Here is a 21157-nt window from a genome sequence, read left to right as displayed (position 1 = left end):
AAAAAAAATCGCAGCCTGCGTAGGCAGTGTAGGAGCTGCCGCAGGCTGCGATCTTTTGAGTCTGCTATTTAATTGTTGCTTTCGCTCTCCAGCGATTCTTCAACCTCGACAACCGCCTTGCTCCTGGTCTTCAACTCACTGACGATCACCGCCGCCACGATCATCCCCGCACCCACCAGAGCAATCGCCGGCAACCGCTCCCCGGCGATCCGCCCGACGATTCCGGCCCACACCGGCTCGCCGGCATAGATCAGGGTCGCGCGAGTCGGCGAAACGCTCTTCTGCGCCCAGTTCATCGCCACCTGAATCGCCGCACTCGCCGCGCCCAGGCCCAGGGCGCTGCACAGCAGCAGCCAGGAGAAATCAGGGATGCGTTCTTGAGTGGGTACCACCATCAGGAACGACAGCAGTGAAGTCACGGCCAGCTGCACCACGGTCACGCGCTTCACATCCACCTGACCGGCAAAGGTGCTGATCAGGATGATCTCCGCGGCAATGGCGATGGCGCTGATCAGCGTGGCCATTTCACCAGGGCTGAAATGGAAGGACGCGCCGGCCGGCCCCGACAGCAGCATCAAACCGGTAAACGCGAGCATGATCCCGATGCTCGGCATCAGCCCCGGACGGCGGCCCAGCACCAGCCATTGCAACAGCGGCACGAAGGGCACGTACAACGCGGTGATGAACGCCGACTGGCTGCTGGGGATGCTCTGCAGGCCAACGGTCTGCAAGCCGTAGCCGAGCATGATCGCCACGCCGATGAACGCACCGGCCTTGAGTTCGAACAGGGTCAGTTCCCGCAGGCTGCGCCAGGAGAACAGGGCGACGAGGCTGGCGGCAGCGGCAAAACGCAGGCCGACGAAGAACATCGGGCCGCTGACGGTCATGGCATGCTGGACCAGCAAAAAGGTCCCGCCCCAGACCATGGTGATCAACACCAGCACGCACTCAGCCTTGCTGAGCCGCAGGAAACGGGAGGAGGCTTGAGGGGAGTTCACCGACGTCATGACCTTGCACACTAATTGAGGCGGACGCACAATGCGCCCGAAGTTGGGCAGTATACTGCGCAGCACCACCAAGTGAGCAATATAGTGCACAAAGAATCTTCTCAACGGGCGTCGGTCCTGCAGCATGTCAGCCACAACGTTCGCCGCCTGCGCCATGCCGCGGACATGAGCCAGACGGCTCTCGCGGAAAAATCCGGTGTCAGCCGGCGCATGCTGGTGGCCATCGAGGCCGGCGAAAAGAATGTCAGCCTGACCACCCTCGATCGCGTGGCCGAAGCGCTGGACGTGGCGTTCAGCGATCTGATCCAGGCGCCCGATGTACGCGACCACAGCCGCATCAACGAACTGGCCTGGGCCGGGACGATTCCCGGGAGCAAGGCGGTGTTGCTGGCCAAGGCCAACGCCTGCCGGGAAGTCGAACTGTGGGAATGGCGCCTGGAGCCGGGGGAGCACTACCCGTCGGAGCCGGATGCCGATGGCTGGAGCGAGCAGTTCTACGTGTTCGAGGGTTGCCTGACCGTGATGGTCGGCGAGGTACCGCACCGCATCAACGCCGGTGAGTTCTTCATGTTCGCCAGCAACCAGCCGCATTCCTATCGCAACGAGGGAGAAGTGGCGGTGCGCTTCGTGCGCAATGTGGTGATCTGAACTGTTGCGTGTTCAACAGTGGATCAACACTTTGTTGGTCTGAGTCTGTGAGCATTTCTCTGAATATTCGTTAACTGACTGATATTTAACGAATTCTGTTTCGGGCATGACTTCTGCAAAAGCCTTGGGAATTTTTCTGCAAGCTTTTGGAGTACCGCCTGATGGCCCGTGAAATTCGTCTCAACGCCTTCGACATGAACTGCGTCGGCCACCAGTCGCCGGGGCTGTGGGCGCATCCGCGGGATCGCTCGTGGCAATACAAGGACCTTGAGTACTGGACCGATCTGGCGAAGATCCTCGAGCGCGGCAAGTTCGACGGTCTGTTCATCGCCGATGTGCTGGGCATCTATGACGTCTACAACGGCAACGGTGACGCGGCGATTCGCCAGGCGGCCCAGGTGCCGGTCAACGATCCGCTGCAATTGATCCCGCCGATGGCGCTGGTCACCGAACACCTGGGGTTCGGCCTGACCGCGTCGCTGTCCTTCGAGCATCCCTATCCCTTCGCCCGACGCCTGTCGACCCTCGACCACCTGACCAAGGGCCGCGCCGGCTGGAACATCGTCACCTCGTACCTGGAGAGCGGGGCGAAGAACCTCGGGCAGAAAACCCAGACCGAGCACGATGCCCGTTACGACTTTGCCGAGGAGTACCTCGAGGTTTGCTACAAGCTGTGGGAAGGCAGTTGGGAAGAGGGCGCCATCCTGCGCGATCGTGAGCGGCGGGTGTTCAGCGATCCGAGCAGGATCCACGAGATCCGCCATGTCGGCAAACACTTCCAGGTGCCCGGCATTCATCTGTGCGAGCCGTCGCCGCAAAGAACGCCGGTGCTCTATCAGGCCGGTGCATCGAGTCGCGGAAAGCAGTTCGCCGCCGAACATGCCGAATGCGTGTTCGTCGCTGCGCCTTCGAAGGTGCTGTTGAAGAAGACGGTGGCCGATATCCGTCGTCGAGCCGCGCAAGTCGGGCGCGATCCGAGGAAGGTGCTGATTTTCAATCTGCAGACAGTGATCCTCGGCGAGACTGACGCCCGGGCCAAGGCCAAATTCGAGGAATACAAAAGCTGGGTTAGCTATGAAGGCGCCATGGCCCTGATTTCCGGTTGGACCGGCATCGATTTCAGCCGGTTCAAGCCGCATGAACCGCTCAAGCACGTGCACACCAACGCTATTCAGTCGGCGGTGGAAGCGTTCTCCACGGCCGATCCGAACAAGGTCTGGACGCCGAATGAGCTGGCAGACTGGGTGGGGATCGGCGGCTTTGGTCCGCTGTTCGTCGGCAGCCCGCAAACCGTCGCCGACCTGTTGCAGGAGTGGGTAGAGGAGACGGATGTAGACGGCTTCAACCTGGCCTATGCGCTGACCCATGAAACCTTCATCGATGCCGTGGAACTGCTGGTGCCGGAGTTGCAGAAGCGTGGGGTGTACAAGACCGAGTATGCGCCGGGGACGTTGCGCGAGAAGTTGTTCGGGGACGGGGCGCGGTTGCCGCAGGTACATCCGGGCAGTGGTTATCGTGATCTTGGGGCGTTGCGGCGGCAGGAGAAGAAAGTGGGGTCTGTTTAGACGCCTTCGCGGGCAAGCCCGCTCCCACAGGGATTTGTGTCGGTCGCGGCATTTGTGGACACCGCCGAACCCTGTGGGAGCGGGCTTGCCCGCGAAGAGGCCAGTGCAGCCAACATCAATACCCCCTGCCATGCCGCGTCCGACTTTGGTATTGCCAGGCGATTTTTCATGGATTTGGCGCCTATTATCGTCCCGATGGCTCGGGACACGTTGCATGACTTTTATTTGGGATCAGTGAGAACGGCATGAGTGAAATCGAAAACGGACAGGCGATCCGTCACGCAGACATCCTGATCGTCGGCGGCGGCCTCAGCGGCGCGATGCTGGCGGCGCAGCTGTTGCGCCTGCCGGGACGTCGGCAGGTGCTGGTGATCGAACCCCGAGCCGAGCTGGGCCGGGGTGAAGCCTACAGTGCCGTGGAACTGGGCCATACGCTCAACGGCAATGCGGCGCGCATGAGCGTCGATCCGGATAACGCCGATGACCTGACCCAATGGCTGACCGAGTACATCGCCGGCGGTGGCTGGCCGGAGTCGGATGAACAGCATGTGCCAATCAGCGAGCTGTTCCCGCCCAGGGGAATTTTCGGCCTGTACGTTCAACAACGCCTGGCAGAAGCGCAGGCAGTCGGCGCGCTGCACGGCTCGACGGTGGAGCATGTGCGGGCCGAAGTGGTGGACCTGCAAAGCGAAGCCGATGCGGTGCTGCTGACCTTGAGCGACGGCCAGCGATTACAGGGCGCTTTCGCGGTGCTGGCGACCGGAATGTTCCCCGCCGCGCGTACGCCGCAAACCGAATCCAGCGGCCTGAATGCGGCGGCGCTCGACCCTTGGGATGTGGCCGCCATGCGCCAGCTCGATCCGCAGTCGACGGTGTTGATCATCGGCTCGGGACTGACCATGGTCGATGCGGTGGTGTCGCTGGAGCAGGCCGGCCATCGCGGGCCGATCGAGGTGTTCTCCCGCCATGGCCTGCTGCCCCATGTGCGGCGGCAACCACCGGCCTGGCCGGACTTTCTCGCCGAGGACCCCGGCATCCGCACACCAAGGCAGCTGGTGCGCGAACTGCGCCGGCATTGTCGTGAGGCCATCGCCCAGGGCATTGACTGGCAGGCGCCGCTGGACACGGTGCGCGCCAATATCGGGCGTTTGTGGAATCAGGCGACCGATGTGCAACGCCGGCAGTTCGTACGGCATGTGCGGCCTTGGTGGGAGAGCCATCACCACCGCTCGCCGCCCCTGAGCGCCGAACTGGTGGCGCGCTTGCACGGGGAAGGGCGGTTGCGGATTCAGGCCGCGTCGTTCAAGGGGCTTGAGCCCTCGTTGAAAGGTGAGGTGAGCATCCGCATTCGCCGCCGGGGTGAAGCGCACACCCGCGTTGTCGGTGGTGCGGCGCTGATCAATTCCAGTGGGATCGAATACGACTGGCGCCGGGTGGCGCGCCCCTTGCCCCAGCAGTTGCTGGCACGCGGGCTGATCAAACCGGGACCGTTGGCGTTGGGGATCGCCGCACAGGCCGATGGCGCGGTGCTGGACGCCGATGGACGGCCCGCCGCAAGGCTGTTCGCCATGGGACCGCCGTTGCGCGGGATGTGGTGGGAAAGCACCGCCGTCACCGACGTCGCCAGCCAGGCCAAGGCCCTGGCGGCCCGTTTGGCTACTACACAAACCCCGTAGGAGCTGTCGAGCAACGCGAGGCTGTGATCTTTTGATCTTCTGGTATCAAAATCAAAAGATCGCAGCCTCGTTGCACTCGACAGCTCCTGCGGGGGGATGGGAATCCCCAAATGCAGAAAACCCCGGGTAGATCGGATCTGCCCGGGGTTTTCTGTTTCAAGCAGCCCAAGGCTGTTGATCAATAGCGCTGATACTTGGAGCCGAACTCGGGGCGGTTTTCCGCGACGTAGAGTTTTGCTTTCTGGCTGTCCTGATGGTCGATGCCGACAGTGTTCACGTTGACCGTGGCCGGTTGGGTGACGGTGGTCGCTGCTACGACTGGTTGGGTGGCGTGTGGGGCGGCGATGGCCGAGGTGGCGGCAAGGACCGAAAGGGCGAAGCCGATACCGATGATGCTTTTCATGATGTTGCTCCAGAGCGTGGTGAGAAGATGGGTTCACTTTAGGGCTGGAGCGCCGAGATGAGAAAACACCCTTGGGCATAGTCGTTATCGAGAACAATGATCGTTCATGGATCCAACCTCGAATGCGACATCACCTTTTGTAGGAGCTGTCGAATGAAACGAGGCTGCGATCTTTTGATCCTGAAAATCCAGATCAAAAGATCGCAGCCTTCGGCAGCTCCTACAGGGGGCTGCGTCAATCAGTAGCGTTGGTATTTCGAGCCGAACTCGGCGCGGTTTTCCGCGACGACTACACCGCCGCGTTCACGCAATTCCTGCAGGCGCTCGGCCCCGCCTTCGGCCACACGGTTCTCGATCAGACGATCCGAACCACCCTCAGCCACACGCTCACGCAGTTCCTGCAGACGATCGGCGCCACCTTCTGCAACGCGATTCTGTTGCAGGCGGTCCGAGCCGCCTTCGGCCAGCAGGGCCTGAATCGAGCTATGGATCGCCACAGCGGGGGTGTTGGCCGACGCCAGGGTCGACAGGCCGAGACCGCCCACCAATGCCAGACCGAGGGCCAGGGACGAAACTTTCGAGAAGTTGAACATGGTTGATTCTCCGTGCGCTTAAGTGTGAGTGGTCAGTAGCTCGTGCTAGCTGGTGGTCACAGTTAAACGCCCGGGTGTATCGCGGATGTGTGGCTGAACGGCGTGAAATCGGCGGTTGCGTATCTGTCGCGGCTTTTAATACACAGAGATACAAATATCTTCACGCCTGTTCGTCGAGCATCTCCACCGGGTAGGAGAACACGTAGCCTTCGCTGCGAACGGTCTTGATGTAGCTCGCCTCCCGGGAGTCGTCCTTCAGGCGTTGGCGCAGGCGGCTCACCAGCAGGTCGATGGAACGGTCGTACAGGTCGGCGTCACGGCCCTGGGTCAGGTTGAGCAACTGGTCGCGGCTCAGCACCCGTTGCGGGTGATCGAGGAACACCCGCAGCAGGCGGTATTCGGCGCCGCTGAGGGCCACCATGGTCTGGTCTTCGTCCACCAGATGACGGGCGGTGGTGTCCAGGCGCCAGCGACCGAAGGCGAGCATGCGGCCGCTTTCGGTGACCAGCAGGTTGGGCGGCAACATCCGCGTGCGGCGCAGCACGGCATTGATCCGCGCCAGCAATTCGCGGGCAGCGAAGGGTTTGGTCAGGTAGTCGTCGGCGCCCATTTCCAGACCGAGGATGCGGTCGGTCTCGTCGTCGCGGGCGGTGAGCATCAGGATCGGCGTGGCTTTGTGCTTGCCCGAACGCAACTCGCGGCACAGCACCAGGCCATCGTCGCCGGGCATCATGATGTCCAGCACGATCAGGTCCACCTGATTGGCTTCCAGAAAACTGCGCATCTGCCGGCCGTCGGCGACCACGGTGGTGCGCAGGCCGTTCTTCTTCAGGTAATTGCCGACCAGCTCGCGGATCTCGCGGTCATCGTCGACGATCAGGATGTGATTCACGTGGTCCATCGGTGGATCCTTTTGTTATTCGCAGATGACACTATTGTGGGAGCGAGCCTGCTCGCGATGGGCGTCAAAGATAACGCTGGCTGTCTGAAACCCAGCGGCGCTCTCCAGTCCATCGCGAGCAGGCTCGCTCCCACAGGGGTGGCAGCGGTCAGGCGACCACTCGATAACACGGCACATACGCCGCGCCACCCGGCAGTTTCATCCGGTGCTGGGCGACAAAGGCTTTGAGCAGTTGATCCAGCGGTTGCATGATCGCCGCGTCACCTCGGATCTGGTACGGCCCGTGCTCCTCGATCAGGCGGATGCCCTTGTCCTTGACGTTGCCGGCGACGATGCCGGAGAACGCGCGGCGCAGGTTGGCGGCCAGTTCGTGGGGCGGCAGGTCGCGGCTGAGCTTGAGGTTGGCCATGTTTTCGTGGGTCGGGTCGAACGGGCGCTGGAAGCCCTCGTCGATCTTCAGCAGCCAGTTGAAATGGAACGCGTCGTTGCGCTCGCGACGGAACTGCTTGACCGCCTTGAGGCCCTGGGTCATCTGCCGGGCGACTTCCGCCGGATCGTCGATGATGATCTGGTAATGCTGCTTGGCGGCTTCGCCCAGGGTCGCGCCGACGAAGGCGTCCAGTTGCTCAAGATACGGCGCGGCGTGTTTCGGCCCGGTGAGCACGACCGGGAAGGGCAGCCCTTCGTTGTCCGGGTGCATCAGGATGCCGAGCAGGTAGAGGAATTCTTCCGCGGTGCCGGCGCCGCCCGGGAAGATGATGATGCCGTGACCGACACGAACGAAGGCTTCCAGGCGCTTCTCGATGTCCGGCAGGATCACCAGTTCGTTGACGATCGGGTTCGGTGCCTCGGCGGCAATGATCCCGGGCTCGGTCAGACCGAGGTAGCGACCGCCGTGGATACGCTGCTTGGCGTGGGCAATGGTGGCGCCTTTCATCGGGCCTTTCATCACGCCGGGACCGCAACCGGTGCACACGTCCAGGCTGCGCAGGCCCAGTTCGTGGCCGACTTTCTTGGTGTATTTGTATTCTTCGGTGTTGATCGAGTGGCCGCCCCAGCACACCACGATCTTCGGTTCCACGCCCGGGCGCAGGGTGCGGGCGTTGCGCAGCAGGTGGAAGACGTAGTCGCTGATGCCCTGGGAGGTGCTCAGGTCGATGCGTTGGCTGTCGAGTTCGTTTTCGGTGTAGACGATGTCGCGCAGGGCGCTGAACAGCATTTCACGGGTGCTGGCGATCATTTCGCCGTCGACGAAGGCGTCGGCGGGGGCGTTGAGCAGTTCCAGGCGTACGCCGCGGTCTTGTTGGTGAATGCGGATTTCGAAGTCCTTGTAGGCTTCGAGGATGGTCTTGGCGTTATCGACGTGGGCGCCGGTGTTGAGGATGGCCAGGGCGCATTGGCGGAAGATGTCGTAGGTGCTGCCGGATCCGGCTTCGCTCAGTTGCTGGACTTCCCGTTGCGAGAGTGTTTCCAGGCTGCCTTTCGGGCTGACCGAAGCGTTGATTACTTGTCGTTGGGTCATTCAAAGATCCTTAAAACGATGTCATTCCCGAAGAAAACAACGAATGGCATCCGAATAGTGTGTATCCATAAAAGAAGATGGCACTGATTACGTGGTCTCGCCATGTCCCCATTTGACGATGAAAAGTTGAAAAGGAGCCCCAGCATAGCCAAATCCTTTGCAAAGGCGATAATGCCCGCAAACTTTTTGCCTGCCGTAGAAGGAAACCCCAGGTCATGTTCGAAATCCAGCCGATGAACGCCGAGATCTATCGCCGTCAGACCCGGCGCAGCACGCTGATCATCGCCCTGATTTTCCTGGCGCTGGCGATGCTGCTGTCGACCGCGGCGGTAGCGGTGTTCGGCGAGCCTGGCGGGGATAATCTGCGCTTCAACATCGGCGGGGTGTTCGCCGCGGTGCTGCTGATGGCGGCGCTGATGCGCAAGGTGTTCTGGAACCAGCAATGGATGGCGCCGGCGGTCTACAACTGGCAGCTCAAGCGCAGCCTGATGAGCGTGACCAATGTCATGCATCACCTCAAGGCAGCCGTTGAAAAGCAGGATCCGGGCGCGATGAAGCTGATGCGCTTCTATCATCTGGGGTTGAGCCAGATGCACGAACTGGACGGCAACTCCAGCGACCACGGGCAATTGCGTCGGGAAATGGAACAACATGAAGCGCGGATGCAGGCGCTGGGCCTGGACACGCAACAGACTCGACTCGATCCGGCCTGGTTGGAGGCGGTGAAGCGGACATCGGTCTAACCTCCTGTAGCAGCTGGCGAAGCCTGCGTCCGGCTGCGCAGCAGTCGTAAAACCTGAAAGCGAGGTCTGCCTGAAACACCGCGTTGGCTGATTTCACGACAGCTTCGCAGCCGGACGCAGGCTTCGCCAGCGGCTACAAAAGAGCGCGGTACAGATCAAAATCACGGGCACTGAGCAAGGAAGCCTGTCGTGTTACAAAAAAATCACGGAGTGAGGGTCATGGGGCATCCGGCTATCTACGATCAAATCGAGAAAAATCGACCCGGCATCGCCCGGCTGAAGGCGCAATCCGTGCTGACGTTGCTGGTTGCCGTGTGCCTGTCGATGGCGGTGATCGTCATCTGGCAGTCCTGGACCTCGCGTCAGTACCACCTGCATGACAAGCAGGTGGCGATGTCCAACCTTGCGCAGACCCTGGCTTCACAGGCGCAGGCATCGATCAAACAGGCCGATACCTTGCTCTTTACCCTGGTCAATCGCCTGGAAAACGACGGCATCGAAGGCGACCGGCTCAATCGCCTGCAACGCCTGATGAGCGCCCAGCGCAGTGAGCTGAGCCAGCTCCACGGGCTGTTCGTGTATGACGAAACCGGCAAGTGGATCGCCAATTCCAACGGTGCCGAAGTCGGCGTGGCGAACAATTCCGACCGCGAATATTTCATTTACCACCGCGACCATCCGGATCGCGGACCGCACATCGGCCCGTCGATCAAAAGCCGTTCCAGCGGCGAATGGATCATGACTGTGTCGCGGCGGGTCAATCATCCCGACGGCAGTTTCGCCGGCGTGGCCCTGGCGACCCTCTATCTCACGCATTTTCTGCAGCTCTACGACAGCATCGACATGGGCAATAACGGCGTGATCAACCTGATCGCCGACGATGCCCGCATTATCGTGCGCCGGCCTTTCAATGAGGCCGACGTTGGCAGCAGCCTGGCCAAGAGCCAGCTGTTTACCCAGTTGCTGCCCCAGGCCAGCGCAGGCACGGGCACCATCAAGTCGATCATCGACGGCGTGGAGCGCGTGGTGGGTTATCGCAGGGTCGACGGCTATCCGCTGATTGTCTTCGCGGCGCTGAACAAGGACGAAATCCTCGCCAGCTGGCGCAAGGAGTCGATCCTCAGTGCGTTGATCGTCTCGGTGCTGCTGGCATTCCTCGGCGTGCTCGGGTATCGCCTGATCAAGTCGATGCAGCAGCAGAACCGCATTCAGGTCGAGTTGCTCGGCTCCCAGGAGAAACTCCTCGAACTCAATCGCAACCTGGAGTTGCTGGCGCTGGAGGACGCGCTGACCGGGCTGGCCAACCGTCGCCAGTTCGATCTGTTCATTCAGGCGGAAACCGGACGCGCCCGGCGCAACCAGACGGGGCTGGCGCTGTTGATGATCGATGTCGATCATTTCAAGGCATTCAACGATCACTATGGCCATCTGGCGGGTGACGCCTGTCTGCGCCAGATCGCGGCAATCATCACCGATCACATCAAGCGCCCCGGAGATCTGGCGGCGCGTTTTGGCGGCGAGGAATTTTCCGTGGTGCTGCCCGGCACCGACTACGTGGGCGCGTTTCTGGTGGCGGAGAAAATCCGCCGCGCGGTGCTGGCGGCCGGCTTGCAGCACAATGAAAGTCCGGAAGGCATGATGACCGTCAGCGTCGGCGTGTGTGGTTACGATCCGGCGTCCGAGACCACCACCGAGGAACTGATCGGTGCCGCCGACAAGGCGCTGTACGTGGCCAAGGCCAGCGGGCGCAACATGAGCGTGATTGCCAACTGAGGTTCAGACGAACAGGTCGATGCCCTGCACCAGACGGCCGGCGAGTGAGGGCTGCTTGAGTTTTTCCAGCCACCAGTTCAAGGCGCGGCCGTCCTGATCGCCGCGCCAGCCGGCGTACAACACGTTCGGTTCGCGCGGGTCGGCCATCTGTTTTTCGATCAGCGTGCCGTTTTTCAGCAGTGAATCGACCCGATGCCGGGGCAGCCAGCCCACACCCAGGCCGGCGCATTGCGCGAGGATCTTCGCGCGCATGGTCGGCACCGCCATGACCGGTTGCCCGCCGGAAACGCCGTAGGTCCGGCCTTCGCTGGTGCGGGCCGAATCGGCCACCACAATCGCCCGATGCTGACTCACCGTTGCCCGGGAAATCGGCTCCCTGGCCTTGGCCAGCGGGTGTTTGGGCGAGACGGCGAACACCCACTGCATTTCCCCCAGTTGCATCCAGCGCAGGGACGGGATCGCCGGCGGTTCGTTGGTGGCGCCGATGACCAGATCGGCGCGGCCTTCGCGCAGGGCTTCCCAGACCCCTTTGAGCACTTCGTGGGTCATGCGTAACGGCACGCCGGAGCCCAGGGCATCGAATTCCTGGATCAGCGGCACCAGGTTTTCGAATTCCACCAGTTCGTCGGTGACGATCCACAGACGGCTCTCCCAGCCATTGGCCACTTGCTGCACGCGCTGGGTCAGTCGCGAGACGTCTTCCATCAGTCGCGAGGCTTCGTTGACCAGCAGCTCGCCGGCCGCGGTCAGTTGCAGGCGATAGCGGCGGCGGTCGAAGAGCAGGGCGTCGAAGCGTTCCTCCAGCTGCCGTGCGGCGTAGGACACCGTCGACGGCGCCTTGCCCAGCCGGACCGCGGCGCGGGACAGGCTGCCGGTTTCGCGGATGGCTTCGAGCAGGGCGAGGTCTTCGGTCGAGAGCATGGAGTGAGTCCGAATGGTTGCAAGAACTGTAGGCGCGAGGCTTGCCCGCGAATGCGTCATCTGATTCAACATCTGTATCGGCTGATATGACGTCTTCGCGGGCAAGCCTCGCTCCTGCAGGGAGGCGTTTCAATGGCGGGTTGTGATCACTCGAAGATAGACCACGGCATTGACCACCAGCACCACGCCGGCCAGCCACAACTGAATCGTCGGCGTCAGCCCTGCCGGGTAGATCACCGGCCACACGTAGTGCTCGATGAAACCCGCACTATAACCTTGCTCCCCGGCAGCCTGGCGCATGAGGTTCTCCCAGCGAGTCAGCGGGCAGGGCAGGTGCAGCGCTTCGACCGCCACACCCCAGGCGGCAGCCGGCAAATGCCACCACATCAGGCGGCGCCACTTGAGCACCAGCAGCCCGCCGAACAGCACGAACAGGATGAACGCCAGATGAAGCAGCACCAGCCCGTCGGCGGCGATTCGGTACAGCATGTCGACCCCCGCAGGCGTCAGGCCTCAGTCGCGAAAATCCATCTGCTCGGCGCGCATTCGTCCATTGCGCTTGGCCTTGTAGAGTAGTTGGTCGACCTGTTCGATGAATTCCAGCGCCGTGGCATCCTGCGTGGCGTGGGTGGTGCCGACGCCCAGGCTCAGGCTCAACAGCGGCGCGACCGCGGAAAATTCGTGGGTGATGCGCTGCTGGCGAACCAGGTGCAGACACTTGTGCGCCACCAGCCTGGCCGATTCCGCATCGGTTTCCGGCAGCAGCCAGACGAACTCTTCGCCGCCGATCCGGGCAATGAAATCCCGTGGCCGATTGGCCGCCCGCGACAGGGTACTGGCCACCTGACGCAGGCATTCATCGCCCTTGATGTGGCCGTAATGGTCGTTGTACTGCTTGAAGTAGTCGATATCCAGAACGATCGCCGACAGCGGCGTACCCGTGCGCTGGGCGTTGCTCCATTCACGCTCCAGCACCGTGTCGAACATGCGCCGGTTGGCGATGCCGGTCAGGCCGTCCTGGAAGGAATATTCCTCGAGCTGCTTTTGCAGGCGCACCAGGTGCTCTTCGGTTTTTTTGCGTTCGCTGATGTCGAACATGAACCCCACCAGCGCCTCGACCTCACCGTCCTTGCGCACCACGTGCACCACATCGCGAATCCATACGTATTCGCCGGTGTGGGTCAGCGCCCGGTAATCAGCCTCGTGGTCGACCCCGGCCCGCGATTGCGAGACGCAGAACTCCACCACGTAGTCGCGATCGTCCGGGTGCATGCGCTCGACCCAGTCGTTGACGCCGACCCAGCTGTCCTGCTTCCAGCCCAGCAGGCTTTCGATCTGCGGCCCGATGTAGCTGAAGGTCATGGTTTTCCAGTCGATTCGCCAGGGAATGGCCTTGGTCGATTCAAGCAGGGTCTTGTAAACGCTGTCGGTCTCGTCTGGGTGCATGAAGGGCAGGCGCCTTGAGGGGAAAAAGCGCCATCATGTTGCTACTACCCTGCTTGAAGCAAGCCGCCAGCCGATGAACGGAAATGATTGGTAACAGTGCGCAAGATTGTTCAAGCCAGGGAGCGTCAGTGCTGGCACAGTCTGCGGTCTTTCTCCTGGTTGCAGAGCGTTATGTCCAATTCACATGTGCCTCGTGCCGCGTTTCTTCGCGGCGCCGTGGCGATCACACCGCTGTCTCTGGCCACCGCGCCCTGGGGGTTGCTGGCCGGTTCCATGGCCATCGAGGCCAATCTCACTCCCCTGCAAGGCCAGGGCCTGTCGAGCATCGTGTTCGCCGGCGCCGCGCAACTGGTGGCCATCGGCATGCTCAAGGGCGGAGCGGGGATCTTCTCGATCCTGCTGACCACCTTGCTGCTGACCTCCCAGCATCTGCTCTACGGAATGAGCATGCGTTCGGTGATCTCGCCGTTGCCGGGACGCTGGCGCGCGGGCCTGGGCTTTCTGCTCACCGATGAGTTGTTCGCCTTGACCTCCCAGCACGACAAACAGCAGTTCGACCGCTGGTACGCCCTGGGCGTGGGTCTGACGTTCTACATCGCCTGGAACCTGTTCACCCTGGCCGGCATCGTGCTGGGCAGCAGCATTCCGGGGCTTGAACACCTGGGGCTGGATTTCTCCATCGCCGCCACCTTCATCGCCCTGATCACGCCGGTGGTGCGCAATGTGCCGACGGTGGTCTGCGTGGCGGTGTCGCTGTTCTGCTCGGTGCTGTTCAGCTACTGGCAATGGGGCTCGGCGCTGGTGCTGTCGGGGTTGGCGGGGATGACCGCCGGGTTTGTCTGCAACAAGTTTCAGGGAGCGCGCACATGATGGTCTGGGCAGTGATTTTCGGCATGGGCGTGCTGGTGTTTCTCAATCGCTATGTGTTTCTCGAACCGCGTCTGCCGGTGCGCCTGAGCAGCAATGCGCGGCAGTTTCTCGGTTTCGCCGTGCCGGGGATGCTGACCGCGATCTGCGGGCCGATCGTGTTCATGCCCGAGAAACAACTGAACCTGAATTGGGACAATCCGTACCTGATCAGCTCGCTGGTGGCCGTGGGCCTGGTGCTCTACACGCGCAACACCTTGCTCAGCATGCTGTTGAGCATGGGCTTCTTCTTTCTGCTGCGGGCGTGGCTGTAAGCCGGGCAGGGGAAACTGTTCTACGCTTGAATGGATGGGTGATCCTTTCAGGAAGCGAGGTGCACATGGCCAACGAACCCAAGCGTCCGGACCCGGATGACGATATGGATGAGCCGTCGGAAGAAGAGATTGAGGACCAGGAACACGAAGAACAGACGTGGAAGCATGACCGCAGCAGAGAGCTGTCGGATCGCGATATCGAAATTCCGTTGAAACCCTGAGCAAACACATCCCCGTGCAGGAGCTGCCGAAGGCTGCGATCTTTTGCTTTTGACAATCAAAGGATCGCAGCCTCGTTTCACTCGACAGCTCCTACAGGTTCCCAGGGTCCAACAGGGGGAGGTGTTCAGCTAAAGATCATCCGGCGACAGAATCTCCGGATGCAGAGCGCGATAACCCAACGTCTTGTCTATCCATGCGTTCAGCTCATTGACCATCACCGGCGGTTTGCCTGGATAGTCCTTAAGCGTCGAACTCAGGATATTGTCGATATCGGGAAGTGATTGCAGGTTTCGGGTTCTTATGTATTGCCCGATAAAAGAGTCAAGTTGGTAGTGTTCTGTCGGCGATAGATAAACGCACGCCAGACTCACGACTGGATTCATTGCAAAATCGTCGCGCAATTTAGTTCTCTGCAAGGGCTTGTTTTAAGGGATTTCCATCATCCCTGACTCTTTGGTCAGTACGGGAGTACCAATGGAAATGCGGCGCGAATGCTAACGGGAGTGATTGAAAATGTAATCAACGCAAGCCGATTGTCGGACAAGCGGTAATGCGTCAAATTGTACATTTGTATAATGTGTTAATTAGTTGAAACAATAATCTTAATATTTTTTCCGGGCTGATCGTTATATCTGATTTTCATTATGTCGATATTGACAGGTCAAGTTATCGCTTCAATCAACTTCTCCCCCTGATTTCTGCTGTTGCCCACCGCTTTTGCGACCCTGTACCACTCGAAAACATCACTTTCCTCGCCCTGCAGAAGCACCATGTGTTCGGCGCGCTCCCTGGGCGTGGCCGGGTTCAGCCATTCCCGAGCCAGTTCGGCCGACAACACGACCGGTCGCCGGTCATGAATGTCCAGCATGCCGCCTGCGCTGTCGGCGGTGATGATGACGAAGCCGTCATCGTCCTTCGGTGCCGAACCACCAAGCGGAAACTGCCCGATCGCTGCACAGAAAATCGGTCCCTGGTCGCGCCGTCGGATCAGCCAGGGCTCGCGCGTGCCATCCTTGGCGTCGACCCACTCGAACCAGTTGTCGACGGGGCAGATCGCGCGGTGCGGCCAGATTGCCCGGAAGAACGGGCCGTGGGCGACTTTCTCCACCCGTGCGTTGATCGGCGCCGCGCGGTCTTTCGCCCAATGGGGTCGCCAGCCCCAGCGCTGTGAGTCGGCATGCAGGCCATCGTCCTCCAGATGCAGCAGGGCCAGTTGCGTGGTGGGCGCGGCGTTGTAGCGGGCCAAAGGCTGGTCGCCGACGTGGTTGATCAGCGCGTCGGGGATGCTCAGCACCGCCACGAAATCGTGAATGCCCCGGTATTGCGACAGGCGTCCGCACATCGAATAAACCCTCCATCTCCACCGTGTAGGAGCGAGCTTGAACGCGATGCACGCCAGAACACCGCGGGGCGTCAGGCTGCTAGCGTCATCGTTGGCGTCCATCGCGAGCAAGCTAGCTCCTACAGGTATAGGCGGTATAAGTGGTGTAGGGGTGTTCGCAGGGAGACAGTTTGTACAGGGGCTGTTCATGGGCCAACAGCGGGCTCGGCGGGATCATCGACCATTCGTTCCAGCAAGCCTTGGCACAGTAAACACCCCCATTCCTGCAGGAGCGAGCATGCTCGCGATGGTCGCCAACGATAACGCTGGCAGCCTGACACCCCGCGGTGTTTGCACTTGCATCGCGAGCGTGCTCGCTCCTACAGGTAAGATGTGCGCCTTGTAGAGGTATGGCCCAAGGCAAAACATGAGACAGTTGGTCAAGGTTCTAACGGCAATCGCGATGGCAGCCAGTCTGCTGGGCTGTATCGCCGCTCCCATCGAAATGACGCCGCAGACCGAGCAACGGTTGCAGGCTCAACCGCCGATCCGCTTTCTCCTGACCTTCGATGACGGTCCCAGTGCGTCGAGTTTCTGGAACCCCACCGAGACCGTGCTCGACAGTCTGGCGCGCAATCCGTTGCAGACCGACATCAAAGCGGTGTTCTTCGTTCAGACCCAGGCCACCCGCGCCGGCAACAGTGACATCGGCCGCGCGGTGATGCACCGCGAGCGCGACGCCGGGCACATTCTGGCGTTCCACACCGCCACGCCTTCGCACACCAATCATCGCTCCCTCGATCCTCTGGAACTCGAGGAGGCGCTGACCAGGGGCTGCGCGGACATCGCCGCCATCACCGGGGCGCCGCCGACGCTGCTGCGCCCGCCGTTCTGGAACTACGACAAGCGCACCTTCGCCGCCTATCAGCAGCACGGCCTGCATGTGCTGCTGACTGACTTGAGCGCCAACGACGGCAAGATCTGGGGTTTCAATGCCAGCCCCCGGCGTCGGGCGCATTTCCTGCGTTCGATGTCCGAAGTGCGTGAGCGCATCGCCCAGGGTGAATTGCCTGTGGTCGACGGGGTGATACCGGTGGTGGTGACCTTCCATGACCTGAACCGTTACACCGCCCGGCATACCCGCGAGTACCTGCAAATCCTCCTCGAAAGTGCCCGGGAGACCGGGGTGAAGGTCGCGCCGCAGGCGTTTTACGGTGACACCGCCGAGTTGCAGAAGGCGGCAATGGCCCGCACCGTGCGCGACAGTTCGCAGCCGGTGAAATTGCCGGGGTTCTGGAACTGGATCTGGAACCGGAACGCCGATTGAAGGACTTATGGAAAATGGGAGATGTGTAACATTTCCTGACGCAAAGATGGCAAAACGGATCTATCCTGATTGGATCCGATCAGCGTTCGACCGAGGGACCGGCCATGCTTCCCATTTCAGTGCTTTGCAACATTGTGGAGTCCGGCTTCGCACCACTGTCCTGTGAGTGCACGGAGTATGGCGGCCTGCTGCGCATCGAGGTCTACGAGCCCGTCACCGGGCGGGTCGAGCTGCTGATCAGCGGCGTCGCCACCGAACAGCTGACCAGCGTGCGGGCCGTTTCCGATCTGGTGGGGGAGTTGCGGACCGAGATGAGCGCGGGGCGCAGGGCGTTCGCGGGCTGAAGACCACACACTATCCCCTGTAGGAGCTGCCTCGTCAGTCCCGAGGGAGCAGCTCATCAATCATCTTCAGACAATGATTCAACCCCGGTGAAACATCGCCCACCCGCCGGCTGAGGATGATCGGCGAGGTGGCGTTGTCTTCCAGCAGCGGGGTGAAGCCGATGTCGTCGCGGTGCAGCAGTTGCACCGACGCCGGCACCAGGGTGATACCGATCCCGGCGCCCACCAGACCGATTGCCGTTTGCAGCTCGTTGGTCCATTGCGCCACATGGATGCTCACACCATAGGACTCGAACAGCGCGATCACATGGTCGGCGTAGCTGGGGCGCGGGTTGCCGGGGTAGAGCACGAAAGGTTCACGGGCCAGATCGCGCAGGCTGATGGGGCCGGCCAGCAACGGGTGGCCGGCGGGGAGGGCGGCGACCAGGCGGTCTTCGGTGAGGACGGTCTGGACAATCGCCGGGTCGTCGATGCGGATACGACCGAAACCGATGTCGATGCGTCCGGCCTTGAGCGCCTGCACCTGTTGCAGGGTGGTCATCTCCGACAGCCCCAGTTCCAGCTCCAGCGGTTCGCCACTGCGCAGACGACGGATCAGTTCCGGCAATACCCCGTACAGCGTCGACGGCGCAAAACCGATCCCCAGCCAGGTCTTTTCTCCCAGGCCAATGCGCCGGGTGTTGTCGCGCACCTTGTTCAGCTGTTCCAGCAGTGCGGTGGAATGCTCATAAAAGAACCGCCCGGCCTCGGTCAGCTTCAGCGGGCGGCCGCGTTCCAGCAGGGTCACCCCCAACTCGTCTTCCAGTTGCTGGATCTGCCGGCTCAGGGGCGGTTGCGCGATGTGCAGCAGTTCGGCGGCGCGGGTGAAATTGAGGGTTTGGGCCAGTACCTGGAAATATCGCAGGTGACGCAGTTCCATGGAGCCTCCGGGCATTCTTCGGTTGCATACCTTTAAGGTATCAAGTCAGACCAATTCTATATTGGCATCGCGAAAAAAGCCGTACCAGAATCGGCTCCAGAACTCCAAGAACCTGATGGGTATCGAAATGCTTGCAACTGCCATTGAGTCGATCGAGACGATCATCGTCGATCTGCCAACCATCCGCCCGCACAAGCTGGCGATGCACACCATGCAGAACCAGACCCTGGTGATCATTCGCGTGCGTTGCGCCGATGGCATCGAAGGTATCGGCGAATCCACCACCATCGGTGGCCTGGCCTACGGCAACGAAAGCCCGGACAGCATCAAGACCAACATCGACACGCACTTCGCGCCTTTGTTGATCGGCCAGGACAGCGGCAACGTCAACGCCGCCATGTTGCGCCTGGAGCGCAGCATCCGTGGCAACACCTTCGCCAAGTCCGGTATCGAGACCGCCTTGCTCGACGCCCAGGGCAAGCGCCTGGGCGTGCCGGTCAGCGAATTGCTCGGCGGCCGTGTGCGTGACGCGCTGCCGGTGGCCTGGACCCTGGCCAGCGGCGATACCGCAAAGGACATCGCCGAAGCCGAGAAAATGCTCGACCTGCGTCGTCACCGCATCTTCAAACTGAAAATCGGTGCCGGTGAAGTCAACCGCGACCTGGCCCACGTGATTGCGATCAAGAAAGCCCTCGGCGACCGCGCCAGCGTGCGGGTCGACGTCAACCAGGCCTGGGACGAAGCGGTCGCACTGCGCGCCTGCCGCGTGCTGGGTACCAACGGCATCGACCTGATCGAACAGCCGATTTCCCGTAACAACCGTGCCGGCATGGCGCGTCTGAACGCCATGAGCCCGGCGCCGATCATGGCCGACGAGTCCATCGAGTGCGTGGAAGACGCGTTTAACCTGGCCCGTGAAGGCGCCGCTTCGGTGTTCGCCCTGAAGATTGCCAAGAACGGTGGTCCGCGCGCGGTGTTGCGCACCGCCTCGATCGCTGAAGCGGCCGGTATCGCCCTCTACGGCGGCACCATGCTCGAAGGCGGCCTGGGCACCATGGCGTCGGCCCATGCCTTTGTCACCCTGAACAAACTGGCGTGGGACACCGAGCTGTTCGGCCCGCTGCTGCTGACCGAAGACATTCTCAGCGAGCCGCTGGTTTACCGCGATTTCGAACTGCACGTGCCGAACACCCCGGGTCTGGGCCTGAGCCTGGACGAGGAACGCCTGGCGTTCTTCCGCCGCGACAAGACTTCCACTGCCATTCATCAAGCCTGAGGAGAGCATTATGCTGTTCCACGTAAAGATGACCGTGAATCTGCCGGTCGACATGAACCCCGAACGCGCCGCGCAACTGAAGGCTGACGAAAAAGCCCTGGCGCAACGCCTGCAAGACCAGGGCAAGTGGCGTCACCTGTGGCGCATCGCCGGCCAGTACGCCAACTTCAGCGTGTTCGATGTCGACAGCGTCCAGGAACTGCATGATCTGCTGATGCAATTGCCGCTGTTCCCGTACATGGCGATCGAAATCAACGCCATGTGCCGTCACCCGTCTTCGATTCGCGAGGATGACCGCTGAAACCAGCCTGTTCAGCGAGTTTTGCCAATAATTACAAGATGAGGAAACAATAAAATGAACGTGAAAATTTCCCACACTGCCGAAGTACAGAAATTTCTCGAAGAAGCCAGCGGCCTGCACAACGATGCCGGTGACGCGCGCACCAAGGCCCTGATCTACCGCATCCTGCGTGACTCGGTGAACATCATCGAAGACCTGGCCGTGACCCCGGAAGAGTTCTGGAAAGCGGTCAACTACCTGAACGTGCTGGGTGCGCGTCAGGAAGCTGGCCTGGTGGTGGCCGGCCTGGGTCTGGAACACTACCTGGACCTGCTGATGGACGCTGAAGACGAGCAGGCCGGCAAAACCGGCGGCACCCCACGCACCATCGAAGGCCCACTGTATGTGGCCGGCGCTCCGTTGTCCGAAGGCGAAGCGCGCCTGGACGACGGCGTCGATCCGGGTGTGACCCTGTTCATGCAAGGCCAGGTGTTCAACACCGCGGGCGAGCCTCTGGCAGGCGCCGTGGTGGACGTGTGGCACGCCAACACCGGCGGCACCTACTCGTACTTCGATACCACCCAGTCGGAATTCAACCTGCGTCGCCGTATCGTCACCGATGCCGAAGGCCGCTACCGTTTCCGCAGCATCGTGCCGTCGGGCTACGGCTGCCCACCGGACGGTCCGACCCAGCAACTGCTCGATCAACTGGGCCGTCACGGCCAGCGTCCTGCGCACATCCACTTCTTCATTTCCGCGCCGGATCACCGTCACCTGACCACCCAGATCAACCTGGATGGCGAGAAATACCTGCACGACGACTTCGCCTACGCCACCCGCGACGAGCTGATCGCCAAGATCACCTTCAGCGAAGACCAGGCCCGTGCAGCGGCTTACGGTGTCAGCGGTCGCTTTGCCGAGATCGAGTTCGACTTCACTCTGCAATCGTCGGCTCAGCCTGAAGAGCAGCAGCGTCACGAGCGGGTGCGTGCCCTAGAGGATTGATGTCGCGGCTGATGGCCTCATCGCGGGCAAGCCCGCTCCCACAGGTTGGATGCATTCCCCTGTGGGAGCGGGCTTGCCCGCGAT

The 21157-nt window shown here is 61.5% G+C and carries 24 protein-coding genes; 13 read left to right on the top strand and 11 right to left on the bottom strand.

Going from position 1 to position 21157, the window contains the following annotated elements; translation table 11 throughout:
* Nucleotides 1-68: 68 nt before the first annotated feature.
* Entirely contained in the window at nucleotides 69-1097 is a 1029-nt protein-coding gene (locus tag HNO86_RS21690) for a DMT family transporter (RefSeq protein WP_372242550.1), read from the bottom strand.
* Between HNO86_RS21690 and HNO86_RS21685 the strand changes: the two genes are divergently transcribed.
* The 3 genes from HNO86_RS21685 (at nucleotide 1092) to HNO86_RS21675 (ending at nucleotide 4896) form a co-directional block, all read left to right on the top strand.
* Nucleotides 1092-1655 (top strand): helix-turn-helix domain-containing protein, encoded by a 564-nt coding sequence (locus HNO86_RS21685; RefSeq protein ID WP_175378972.1) that lies wholly within the window; start codon nucleotides 1092-1094, stop codon nucleotides 1653-1655. The genes HNO86_RS21690 and HNO86_RS21685 overlap by 6 nt on opposite strands.
* 161 nt (nucleotides 1656-1816) lie before the next feature.
* Nucleotides 1817-3220 carry an LLM class flavin-dependent oxidoreductase gene (locus HNO86_RS21680; protein WP_175378971.1) on the top strand — a complete coding sequence of 468 codons (1404 nt, stop codon included), beginning with the start codon at nucleotides 1817-1819 and terminating at the stop codon, nucleotides 3218-3220.
* 245 nt (nucleotides 3221-3465) lie between these two features.
* A complete protein-coding gene (locus HNO86_RS21675; protein WP_175378970.1) occupies nucleotides 3466-4896 on the top strand; it encodes an FAD/NAD(P)-binding protein in 1431 nt (476 codons plus the stop codon).
* A 178-nt stretch (nucleotides 4897-5074) separates the two neighbouring features.
* Here the strand turns inward: HNO86_RS21675 and HNO86_RS21670 are convergent, their stop codons facing one another.
* The 4 genes from HNO86_RS21670 to ppnN all read right to left on the bottom strand — a co-directional run bounded on the left by HNO86_RS21670 (nucleotide 5075) and on the right by ppnN (nucleotide 8315).
* Nucleotides 5075-5299: a hypothetical protein gene (locus HNO86_RS21670; protein ID WP_175378969.1), complete on the bottom strand. Its 225-nt coding sequence runs from the start codon at nucleotides 5297-5299 to the stop codon at nucleotides 5075-5077.
* 239 nt (nucleotides 5300-5538) lie between these two features.
* On the bottom strand, nucleotides 5539-5892 hold the full coding sequence (locus tag HNO86_RS21665) for a hypothetical protein (protein ID WP_175378968.1): 354 nt from the start codon (nucleotides 5890-5892) through the stop codon (nucleotides 5539-5541).
* A gap of 160 nt (nucleotides 5893-6052) precedes the next feature.
* Nucleotides 6053-6793, bottom strand: coding sequence for a response regulator (locus HNO86_RS21660; RefSeq protein ID WP_175378967.1), 741 nt, complete (start codon nucleotides 6791-6793; stop codon nucleotides 6053-6055).
* Between the two features lie 148 nt (nucleotides 6794-6941).
* Nucleotides 6942-8315, bottom strand: coding sequence for a nucleotide 5'-monophosphate nucleosidase PpnN (gene ppnN / locus HNO86_RS21655; RefSeq protein WP_175378966.1), 1374 nt, complete (start codon nucleotides 8313-8315; stop codon nucleotides 6942-6944).
* Between the two features lie 215 nt (nucleotides 8316-8530).
* On the opposite strand from ppnN, the gene HNO86_RS21650 reads away from it, so the two are divergent.
* Both HNO86_RS21650 and HNO86_RS21645 read left to right on the top strand, forming a co-directional pair.
* On the top strand, nucleotides 8531-9058 hold the full coding sequence (locus tag HNO86_RS21650; protein WP_175378965.1) for a DUF3087 family protein: 528 nt from the start codon (nucleotides 8531-8533) through the stop codon (nucleotides 9056-9058).
* Between the two features lie 219 nt (nucleotides 9059-9277).
* Nucleotides 9278-10831, top strand: coding sequence for a sensor domain-containing diguanylate cyclase (locus HNO86_RS21645; RefSeq protein ID WP_175378964.1), 1554 nt, complete (start codon nucleotides 9278-9280; stop codon nucleotides 10829-10831).
* Between the two features lie 3 nt (nucleotides 10832-10834).
* Here the strand turns inward: HNO86_RS21645 and HNO86_RS21640 are convergent, their stop codons facing one another.
* The 3 genes from HNO86_RS21640 to HNO86_RS21630 all read right to left on the bottom strand — a co-directional run bounded on the left by HNO86_RS21640 (nucleotide 10835) and on the right by HNO86_RS21630 (nucleotide 13198).
* On the bottom strand, nucleotides 10835-11752 hold the full coding sequence (locus HNO86_RS21640; protein ID WP_175378963.1) for a LysR family transcriptional regulator: 918 nt from the start codon (nucleotides 11750-11752) through the stop codon (nucleotides 10835-10837).
* Nucleotides 11753-11881: 129 nt separating this feature from the next.
* On the bottom strand, nucleotides 11882-12241 hold the full coding sequence (locus HNO86_RS21635; RefSeq protein WP_175378962.1) for a DUF2784 domain-containing protein: 360 nt from the start codon (nucleotides 12239-12241) through the stop codon (nucleotides 11882-11884).
* Between the two features lie 24 nt (nucleotides 12242-12265).
* Nucleotides 12266-13198 carry a sensor domain-containing diguanylate cyclase gene (locus HNO86_RS21630; protein ID WP_175378961.1) on the bottom strand — a complete coding sequence of 311 codons (933 nt, stop codon included), beginning with the start codon at nucleotides 13196-13198 and terminating at the stop codon, nucleotides 12266-12268.
* 171 nt (nucleotides 13199-13369) lie between these two features.
* Between HNO86_RS21630 and HNO86_RS21625 the strand changes: the two genes are divergently transcribed.
* The 3 genes from HNO86_RS21625 (at nucleotide 13370) to HNO86_RS21615 (ending at nucleotide 14600) form a co-directional block, all read left to right on the top strand.
* On the top strand, nucleotides 13370-14068 hold the full coding sequence (locus HNO86_RS21625; protein ID WP_175378960.1) for an AzlC family ABC transporter permease: 699 nt from the start codon (nucleotides 13370-13372) through the stop codon (nucleotides 14066-14068).
* A complete protein-coding gene (locus tag HNO86_RS21620) occupies nucleotides 14068-14379 on the top strand; it encodes an AzlD domain-containing protein (RefSeq protein WP_175379035.1) in 312 nt (103 codons plus the stop codon). Before HNO86_RS21625 ends, HNO86_RS21620 begins: the two co-directional genes overlap by 1 nt.
* Before the next feature lie 65 nt (nucleotides 14380-14444).
* Entirely contained in the window at nucleotides 14445-14600 is a 156-nt protein-coding gene (locus HNO86_RS21615; RefSeq protein WP_175378959.1) for a hypothetical protein, read from the top strand.
* A 129-nt stretch (nucleotides 14601-14729) separates the two neighbouring features.
* Here HNO86_RS21615 and HNO86_RS21610 read toward each other — a convergent pair whose 3' ends face one another.
* Nucleotides 14730-15002, bottom strand: a complete 273-nt coding sequence (locus tag HNO86_RS21610) for a hypothetical protein (RefSeq protein WP_175378958.1) — start codon at nucleotides 15000-15002, stop codon at nucleotides 14730-14732.
* 260 nt (nucleotides 15003-15262) lie between these two features.
* Nucleotides 15263-15943 (bottom strand): SOS response-associated peptidase, encoded by a 681-nt coding sequence (locus HNO86_RS21605; RefSeq protein ID WP_175378957.1) that lies wholly within the window; start codon nucleotides 15941-15943, stop codon nucleotides 15263-15265.
* Nucleotides 15944-16349: 406 nt separating this feature from the next.
* Here HNO86_RS21605 and HNO86_RS21600 point away from each other — a divergent pair, with 406 nt between their 5' ends.
* Complete coding sequence (locus tag HNO86_RS21600; protein ID WP_175378956.1) at nucleotides 16350-17249, top strand: polysaccharide deacetylase family protein; 900 nt, start codon at nucleotides 16350-16352, stop codon at nucleotides 17247-17249.
* A gap of 104 nt (nucleotides 17250-17353) precedes the next feature.
* Complete coding sequence (locus HNO86_RS21595) at nucleotides 17354-17593, top strand: DUF1652 domain-containing protein (RefSeq protein WP_175378955.1); 240 nt, start codon at nucleotides 17354-17356, stop codon at nucleotides 17591-17593.
* 34 nt (nucleotides 17594-17627) lie between these two features.
* Here the strand turns inward: HNO86_RS21595 and HNO86_RS21590 are convergent, their stop codons facing one another.
* A complete protein-coding gene (locus HNO86_RS21590; RefSeq protein ID WP_175378954.1) occupies nucleotides 17628-18512 on the bottom strand; it encodes a LysR family transcriptional regulator in 885 nt (294 codons plus the stop codon).
* A gap of 127 nt (nucleotides 18513-18639) precedes the next feature.
* On the opposite strand from HNO86_RS21590, the gene HNO86_RS21585 reads away from it, so the two are divergent.
* Genes HNO86_RS21585 through catA form a run of 3 tightly spaced genes read left to right on the top strand, consistent with a single transcriptional unit; the run spans nucleotide 18640 to nucleotide 21073 of the window.
* Nucleotides 18640-19788, top strand: a complete 1149-nt coding sequence (locus HNO86_RS21585) for a muconate cycloisomerase family protein (RefSeq protein WP_175378953.1) — start codon at nucleotides 18640-18642, stop codon at nucleotides 19786-19788.
* Between the two features lie 10 nt (nucleotides 19789-19798).
* Complete coding sequence (catC, locus tag HNO86_RS21580; protein WP_175378952.1) at nucleotides 19799-20089, top strand: muconolactone Delta-isomerase; 291 nt, start codon at nucleotides 19799-19801, stop codon at nucleotides 20087-20089.
* A 54-nt stretch (nucleotides 20090-20143) separates the two neighbouring features.
* A complete protein-coding gene (gene catA / locus HNO86_RS21575) occupies nucleotides 20144-21073 on the top strand; it encodes a catechol 1,2-dioxygenase (protein ID WP_175378951.1) in 930 nt (309 codons plus the stop codon).
* Nucleotides 21074-21157: the final 84 nt, after the last annotated feature.

Origin of the sequence: Pseudomonas sp. C1C7 (genome assembly GCF_013359595.1) — a bacterium.
Lineage (GTDB): Bacteria > Pseudomonadota > Gammaproteobacteria > Pseudomonadales > Pseudomonadaceae > Aquipseudomonas.
This window is presented reverse-complemented; position numbering and strand designations above follow the sequence as displayed.

Coding starts and splice junctions, on each gene's coding strand:
- HNO86_RS21680 (WP_175378971.1), top strand. CDS start 1,817: ATGGCCCGTGAAATTCGTCTCAACGCCTTCGACATGAACTGCGTCGGC.
- HNO86_RS21675 (WP_175378970.1), top strand. CDS start 3,466: ATGAGTGAAATCGAAAACGGACAGGCGATCCGTCACGCAGACATCCTG.
- HNO86_RS21670 (WP_175378969.1), bottom strand. CDS start 5,299: ATGAAAAGCATCATCGGTATCGGCTTCGCCCTTTCGGTCCTTGCCGCC.
- HNO86_RS21665 (WP_175378968.1), bottom strand. CDS start 5,892: ATGTTCAACTTCTCGAAAGTTTCGTCCCTGGCCCTCGGTCTGGCATTG.
- HNO86_RS21660 (WP_175378967.1), bottom strand. CDS start 6,793: ATGGACCACGTGAATCACATCCTGATCGTCGACGATGACCGCGAGATC.
- ppnN (WP_175378966.1), bottom strand. CDS start 8,315: ATGACCCAACGACAAGTAATCAACGCTTCGGTCAGCCCGAAAGGCAGC.
- HNO86_RS21650 (WP_175378965.1), top strand. CDS start 8,531: ATGTTCGAAATCCAGCCGATGAACGCCGAGATCTATCGCCGTCAGACC.
- HNO86_RS21645 (WP_175378964.1), top strand. CDS start 9,278: ATGGGGCATCCGGCTATCTACGATCAAATCGAGAAAAATCGACCCGGC.
- HNO86_RS21640 (WP_175378963.1), bottom strand. CDS start 11,752: ATGCTCTCGACCGAAGACCTCGCCCTGCTCGAAGCCATCCGCGAAACC.
- HNO86_RS21635 (WP_175378962.1), bottom strand. CDS start 12,241: ATGCTGTACCGAATCGCCGCCGACGGGCTGGTGCTGCTTCATCTGGCG.
- HNO86_RS21630 (WP_175378961.1), bottom strand. CDS start 13,198: ATGCACCCAGACGAGACCGACAGCGTTTACAAGACCCTGCTTGAATCG.
- HNO86_RS21625 (WP_175378960.1), top strand. CDS start 13,370: ATGTCCAATTCACATGTGCCTCGTGCCGCGTTTCTTCGCGGCGCCGTG.
- HNO86_RS21620 (WP_175379035.1), top strand. CDS start 14,068: ATGGTCTGGGCAGTGATTTTCGGCATGGGCGTGCTGGTGTTTCTCAAT.
- HNO86_RS21615 (WP_175378959.1), top strand. CDS start 14,445: ATGGCCAACGAACCCAAGCGTCCGGACCCGGATGACGATATGGATGAG.
- HNO86_RS21605 (WP_175378957.1), bottom strand. CDS start 15,943: ATGTGCGGACGCCTGTCGCAATACCGGGGCATTCACGATTTCGTGGCG.
- HNO86_RS21600 (WP_175378956.1), top strand. CDS start 16,350: ATGAGACAGTTGGTCAAGGTTCTAACGGCAATCGCGATGGCAGCCAGT.
- HNO86_RS21595 (WP_175378955.1), top strand. CDS start 17,354: ATGCTTCCCATTTCAGTGCTTTGCAACATTGTGGAGTCCGGCTTCGCA.
- HNO86_RS21590 (WP_175378954.1), bottom strand. CDS start 18,512: ATGGAACTGCGTCACCTGCGATATTTCCAGGTACTGGCCCAAACCCTC.
- HNO86_RS21585 (WP_175378953.1), top strand. CDS start 18,640: ATGCTTGCAACTGCCATTGAGTCGATCGAGACGATCATCGTCGATCTG.
- catC (WP_175378952.1), top strand. CDS start 19,799: ATGCTGTTCCACGTAAAGATGACCGTGAATCTGCCGGTCGACATGAAC.
- catA (WP_175378951.1), top strand. CDS start 20,144: ATGAACGTGAAAATTTCCCACACTGCCGAAGTACAGAAATTTCTCGAA.